General features: G+C 69.9%; 5 protein-coding genes and 1 pseudogene. All 6 read left to right on the top strand.

The window, feature by feature from the left end; translation table 11 throughout:
* Positions 1-1,354: pseudogene (locus tag AC1DXV_RS29990) on the top strand (DUF2403 domain-containing lipoprotein); the annotation flags it as partial.
* Positions 1,355-1,402: 48 nt separating this feature from the next.
* Complete coding sequence (locus AC1DXV_RS29985; protein ID WP_477870325.1) at positions 1,403-2,074, top strand: TetR family transcriptional regulator; 672 nt, start codon at positions 1,403-1,405, stop codon at positions 2,072-2,074.
* A gap of 45 nt (positions 2,075-2,119) precedes the next feature.
* A complete protein-coding gene (locus AC1DXV_RS29980) occupies positions 2,120-2,902 on the top strand; it encodes an ABC transporter permease (protein ID WP_477937096.1) in 783 nt (260 codons plus the stop codon).
* Between the two features lie 20 nt (positions 2,903-2,922).
* Positions 2,923-3,918 carry an ABC transporter substrate-binding protein gene (locus AC1DXV_RS29975; RefSeq protein ID WP_477937094.1) on the top strand — a complete coding sequence of 332 codons (996 nt, stop codon included), beginning with the start codon at positions 2,923-2,925 and terminating at the stop codon, positions 3,916-3,918.
* Positions 3,919-3,925: 7 nt separating this feature from the next.
* On the top strand, positions 3,926-4,741 hold the full coding sequence (locus tag AC1DXV_RS29970; protein WP_477937092.1) for an ABC transporter ATP-binding protein: 816 nt from the start codon (positions 3,926-3,928) through the stop codon (positions 4,739-4,741).
* Complete coding sequence (locus tag AC1DXV_RS29965) at positions 4,731-6,155, top strand: enolase-like domain-containing protein (RefSeq protein WP_477937090.1); 1,425 nt, start codon at positions 4,731-4,733, stop codon at positions 6,153-6,155. The genes AC1DXV_RS29970 and AC1DXV_RS29965 overlap by 11 nt, the downstream gene beginning before the upstream one ends.
* Positions 6,156-6,253: the final 98 nt, after the last annotated feature.

Below are 6,253 nucleotides of genomic sequence, written 5' to 3'. Positions count from 1 at the left end.
CCTTCGCCAAGCCCGGCCCCCGCACCGRCTCCCACCCCGAGTCCCGCTCCTGCACCGGCGCCGAGTCCAGCGCCATCCCCAAGCCCCGCACCCGCACCGAGTCCGGCACCCGCGCCGGCACCGAGCCCGGCTCCGGCCCCCGCACCGTCCGCCAACACCTGGCCGGACCTCGGCAACACCCAGGCCCCCGCCCACACCGCGTCCCCGACGAGCAACAACGGCACGCCGACGCTCGGCGGCACGCTGACCTTCACGAACATCGGCGCCAAGGGCTACTGGGGCCGCCGGATCGAGGCGCAGGCCGGCAGCGCGAGCTGCAACGTGCAGTCGGAAGTCATCAAGTTCCCGTGGGGCGATGAATCCTGCTGCCGCACGAAGCACGACGTCACCAGCGACAGGATCAGCCCGTTCAACGAAGAACTCGGGCTGGTGCTCGACGGCCCGCTGCGCATCAAGCAGCTGGTCGTCTACCAGCCGCTGACCACCACCGACGGCAACTGGGCGATCCGCTCGTTCTGGGACCGCCGCACGCCCGACAAGCCGTACAACTTCCACTTCTCCGGGCCGAAAGGTTCGAAGGTGCTGCCCAGTGAGCTCGGCAACAGCTGCACCGTCTTCGCGTCACAGGAGAAGCCGTTCAAGTGCGGCCCCGGCAGCGACCCGTACTGCCCGGGCTCCGACCTCGACTTCGTCGGCTGGAAGGGCTCGAAGCTCGTCGTGATGCTGGCCGGCATGCCGTACGCCGACGACCCGACGATGAAGCCGCTGAGCTGCGTCACCGACGGCAAGGACGAGAAGGCCGAAGACTCGCCGTGGCTCGCGGTCGCCCCGTCGGAGCTGTACCGCGACGGCTGGTCGGGCTACAGCCCCTGCCACTGCTTCAGCAACACCCCCGGGCAACGCCGGGCTCGGCGACGGCTGCGGCCAGATCAACATCCTCGAGGTGGTGGCCGAATCGCAGGGCACGCAGTACGGCAACCGCGACATCATCAGCACCGGCATCCGCTCGTACCAGGTGGGCTCGCTGGGCGGCTCGACCTGCGGCGTCAAGGGCTGCACGATGGACCACTTCGCGGCCGATGCCGACCTGCTCGACGCCAACAGCCTGACGGTGATGAAGCAGGGCGCCGTGGTCGACGCCAACACCCGCGGCAGCGCCGGCCCGGTCTGGCGCCGCCCGGTGGACGACCGCTACTACCTGGTGCTGCTCGACGAGCAATCGCGCGCGGTGCAGGTGGCGATGGTCCACCCGGGCGCCATCCCGGCCTCGTTGAAGGCCATCGTGCCGGCATTGCCGAACACGATCACGCGCGCCGCGGTCGACAGCCTGATGGGGCTGCGCCTGCCGAACTAGGGTTCGACCGGATGCCCATAATTCACCATTCGTTGAATTATGGGCACCATGCCGTCGCCCCTGCCCGCCACTGCTGCCAGCGCTGCCAATGTCGTCGAGCTGCGCACCCGTGACGCCGAGCGCACGCAGCAGGAGATCCTGCGCGCCGCGATGCACGAGTTCGCTGCAAGCGGCCTGGGCGGCGCGCGCATCGACGGCATCGCCGAGCGCGCCGGCGTCAACAAGCGCCTCATCTACTACTACTTCGGCGGCAAGGACGAGCTGTTCCTCGCGGTGCTCGAGCAGACCTATGCCGACATCCGCAGCGCCGAGCGCGAACTCCACCTCGAACGCCTGAGCCCGCCCGACGCGGTGCGCCGACTGGTGTCGTTCACCTGGGAGCACTACCTCGCGCACCCGGAATTCCTGACGCTGCTGAACAGCGAGAACCTGCACCGCGCCCGCCACCTGAAGGCGTCCAGCCGCATCCGCGAGATGAACTCGCCGCTGGTGCAGACGCTCGGCGAGGTGCTCGAGCGCGGCCGCCGCGAAGGCACCTTCCGCGGCGGTGTCGACGCGGTGCAGCTCTACATCTCGATCGCCGGCCTGGCGTACTTCTACCTGTCGAACAACCACACGCTGTCGACCATCTTCGGGCGCGACCTGATGGCGACCAAGGCCTTGTCGGAGCGCCTCTCGCACATCACCGAGGTGGTGATGGGCTATGTCCTGCGGGACTGACGCCGCACTCACGTAATTCACCAAACAGTGAAGAAGGACCGCACGATGAAACGCTGGCTCCTGTCTCCCGCGCTGCGCCCGGCCTGGCTGCTGGTGGTGCTGCTGGTGCTGTGGGACCTGGCAGTGCGGCTGTTCCGCATCCCGCCCTACCTGATCCCCACGCCGTGGTCGGTGGCCCACCAGTTGGTGGCCGAGGGGCCGATGCTGCTGCGCGAGACGCTGCCCACGCTGTACGCCACGCTGGGCGGCTTCGCGCTGTCGGCGCTGTTCGGCGTGCCGATCGCGATGTGGATCGCCTCGTCGCGCCTGGTCGAGAGCTTCGTCTACCCGCTGCTGGTGTTCTCGCAGTCGATCCCGAAGGTGGCGATCGCGCCGCTGTTCGTCGTGTGGTTCGGCTTCGGCATCGTGCCCAAGGTGATCGCCGCCTTCCTGCTCGGCTTCTTCCCGGTGGTGGTCGCCACGGTGCAGGGCTTCAAGTCGGTCGAGGCCGACGTGATCGACCTGGCCCGCTCGATGGGCGCGAGCCCGTGGAAGGTGTTCATCAAGTTCCGGCTGCCCACCGCGCTGCCGTCGATCTTCAGCGGCCTGAAGGTCTCGGTGACGCTGGCGGTGGTGGGCGCGGTGGTCGGCGAGTTCGTCGGCTCCAACTCCGGCATCGGCTACGTGCTGCAGAAGGCCACCGGCAGCTTCGACCTGCCGCTGATGTTCGCCGCGCTGGTGCTGCTGTCGCTGGTGGGCGTGCTGCTGTTCCTCGCGATCGAAGGGGTCGAACGCTGGCTGATGCCGTGGCACGCGTCGCAGCGTGACGGGCAGCAGCCAGCGCATTGAATACAACGAAGGAGACAAGCATGAGACGACGCACCCTGGCCCGCGCCGCGGCCCTGGCCGCCCTGGGCTCCACGCTGGCGCTGCCCGCCTTCGCGCAATCGCGCGACAAGGTCGTGCTGCTGCTCAACTGGTACGTGTACAGCGAGCACGCGCCCTTCTTCATCGGCAAGGAGAAAGGCTTCTACGAGGCCGAGAACATCGACCTGGAGATCCAGGAGGGCCGCGGCTCGGCGGTGTCGATCCAGGCGGTGGCGGCAGGCTCGGCCACCTTCGGCTACGTCGACGTGCCGACGATGGTGAAGGCCGCCGCCAAGGGCGCGCCGGTGAAGGCGGTGGGCGTCGCGCTGCAGGTCAGCCCGATGTCGGTGATGGGCTTCTCCGAGAAGGGCGTGAAGACCGCGAAGGACATCGCCGGCAAGACCGTCGCGATGACGCCCGGCGACTCGATGAGCCAGATCTGGCCGCTGTTCCTGAAGAAGACCGGGCTGCAGGAGAACCAGTTCAAGACCGTCTCGGGCGACGCGCAGACCAAGCTGAATGCGGTGATCAACGGCCAGGCCGACCTGCTGCTCGGCTACGTGATGGACCAGAACATCAAGCTGCAGGATGCGACGAAGAAGCAAGTGCAGGTGGTGCGCTTCGCCGACTACGGCGTCAACCTGATCAGCTCCGGCATCGTCGCGCACAAGGACACGCTGGCCGCCAAGGCCGACCTGGTGAAGCGCTTTCTGCGTGCCACCACGCGCGCGCTCGAAGAGGCCGAGAAGAGCCCCGAGGCCGCGGTCGACGCGACGCTGAAGGCCAACCCCAAGTCGGGCCAGCGCGACACCATGCTGACCGGCCTGAAGCTGACGACGGCGCTGTACCACACCGACGAGACGCGGTCGCTGCGGCCGCTGCGGGTGTCGATGAAGAACGTCGCCGAATCGCTGGACCTGCTGGTGCAATACGGCGGCATGGACCCGGCCACGCGCGGCAAGCCGGAAGACTACGTCGCGCTGGACTATCTGCCGTGACATGCCGATGAGCGCCGTGCTGAAACCCGTCGCGTCGGCCGCGCCGGCGCCTGTGTTGATCGAGGCGCGCGGCCTGCACAAGACCTACCGCACGCAGGACGGCGACGTCGAGACGCTGCGCCCGCTCGACCTGGCGATCCGGGCCGGCGAGTTCGTCTCGGTGGTCGGCCCGTCGGGCTGCGGCAAGAGCACGCTGCTGAAGCTGGTGGCCGGGCTGCTGCCCGCGAGCGGCGGCGAGTTGACGCTCTCCGGCCGCCCGGTCAACGGCCCGCAGACCGACGTGGGCATCGTGTTCCAGAACGCGCTGCTGCTGCCGTGGCGGCGCGTCATCGACAACATCCTGCTGCAGGCCGAGATCCGCGGCCTGCCGATGGCGGCGGCCCGCGAGCGCGCGCAGCAGCTGATCGAGATGGCCGGGCTGCGCGGCTTCGAGAACAAGTACCCGTGGCAGCTGTCGGGCGGCATGCAGCAGCGCGTGGCCATCCTGCGGGCGCTGCTGCACGACCCACCGGTGCTGCTGATGGACGAGCCCTTCGGCGCGCTCGATGCGATGACGCGCGAGCGCATGAACCTGGAGCTGCAGCGCATCTGGGGCGCGGCCGGCAAGACGGTGCTGCTGATCACGCACAGCATCCCGGAGGCGATCTTCCTGTCGGACCGGGTGGTGGTGATGACCGAGCGGCCGGGCGCCATCGCCGCGGTGTACGACATCGCGCTGCCGCGACCGCGCTCGCTCGAGGTGATGGGCAGCGAGGCGTTCGCCGCGTATGCGAAGACGCTGCGCGCGCACTTCTACGCGCAGGGGTCGCTCGATGCGCATTGAAGGCATCCTGCTGGTCGTGCGCGCGGTCGACTGCGGCGTGCGGCCGGTGGCGCTGCGCCTGCCGTTCCGCTTCGGCGCGGTCACGCTCGATCGCTGCCCGCAGCTGTTCGTGCGCGCCACCGTCGAGGTGGCCGGCCGCGGCAGCTGGCAGGGCCACGCGGCCGAGCTGATGGTGCCGAAGTGGTTCGACAAGCGCGCCGGCTTCTCGCACGCGCAGAACGTCGAGCACCTGGCCAACGCGGTCGAGCGCACGGTGCAGGCCTATGCCGGCGACGCGTCGGCCAGCGCGTTCGAGCTGTTCCAGCGCCACGCGGCCGCGCTGGCCGACGCCGGCCGCCACGCCGGCGCGACCGAGCTGTCGAGCGCCTTCGGCCCGGCAGTCGTCGATCGCGCGGTGATCGACGCGCTGTGCCAGGCGCTCGGCGTGTCGGTGTTCGATGCGGTCGCTCGCAACGCGATCGGCCTGCAGCCCAGCGCGCTGCTGCCCGACCTGCGAGGCTTCGACTGGAACGGATGGCTGCCGACGCTGGTGCCGCGGCTGCGCATCGAGGCCCGCCACACCATCGGCATGCTCGATGCGCTGCAGGCGCAGCCCGCGGATGCCGGCCCGCTGCCGGTGAGCCTGCCGGCGGTGATCGCGCGCTACGGGCACCGCGTGTTCAAGATCAAGCTCGGCGGCGATCCGCAGGCCGATGTGCAACGCCTCGGCGAGGTGCTGGCGGTGCTCGACCGCGAGGCGCCCGGCCACCGCTACACGCTCGACGGCAACGAGCAGTACGGCGACACCACCGCGCTCTCCGAGCTGTTCGCACGGCTGGCCGCCCTGCCCGCGTACGCCGCGCGGCCCGACGCGCTGCTGTACCTCGAGCAGCCGCTGCCGCGCGATCGCTCGTTCGATGGCGCACTGCCAGCGCTGCCCTGCCCCCTGCTGATGGACGAGGCCGACGGCACGCTCGACGCCTTCGTGCGCGGCCGCGACGCCGGCTGGCACGGCGTGTCGAGCAAGGGATGCAAGGGCTTCTACAAGTCGCTGGTCAACCGCGCCCGCTGCGAGCGCTGGAACCAGGCCGCGCAGCGTGATGGCCAGCCGCCCGCATGGTCCATGTCGGCCGAGGACCTGACCTGCCAGGCCGGCCTCGCGGTGCAGCAGGACCTGGCGCTGGCCGCGCTGCTCGGCCTGGACCATGCCGAGCGCAACGGCCACCACTATGCCGACGGCTTCGGTGCCGCGCCGGCCGCCGAGCGCCAGGCCTTCGTGCAGGCCCATCCCGACCTGTACGACGCCGACGCTCGCCTGCGCATCGCCGGCGGCCGCATCGATCTCCACTCGCTGGCCGGCCCCGGCTACGCCCACGCGGCCACGCCGGACTGGTCGGCGATGCAGCCGCTGTCGCAGGCGGCCGCCCTCGTCTGAGTCCTCATCGTCCGCCCCCCGCAAGGAGCCCCATGGCCACACAACGACTCGGTCTGATCATGCACGGCGTCACCGGCCGCATGGGCATGAACCAGCAC

It is taken from the genome of Rhizobacter sp. P3_C12 (assembly GCF_056402735.1).
Note: the sequence above shows the minus strand (reverse complement) of the source record. Positions and strands in the feature narration are given on the sequence as shown.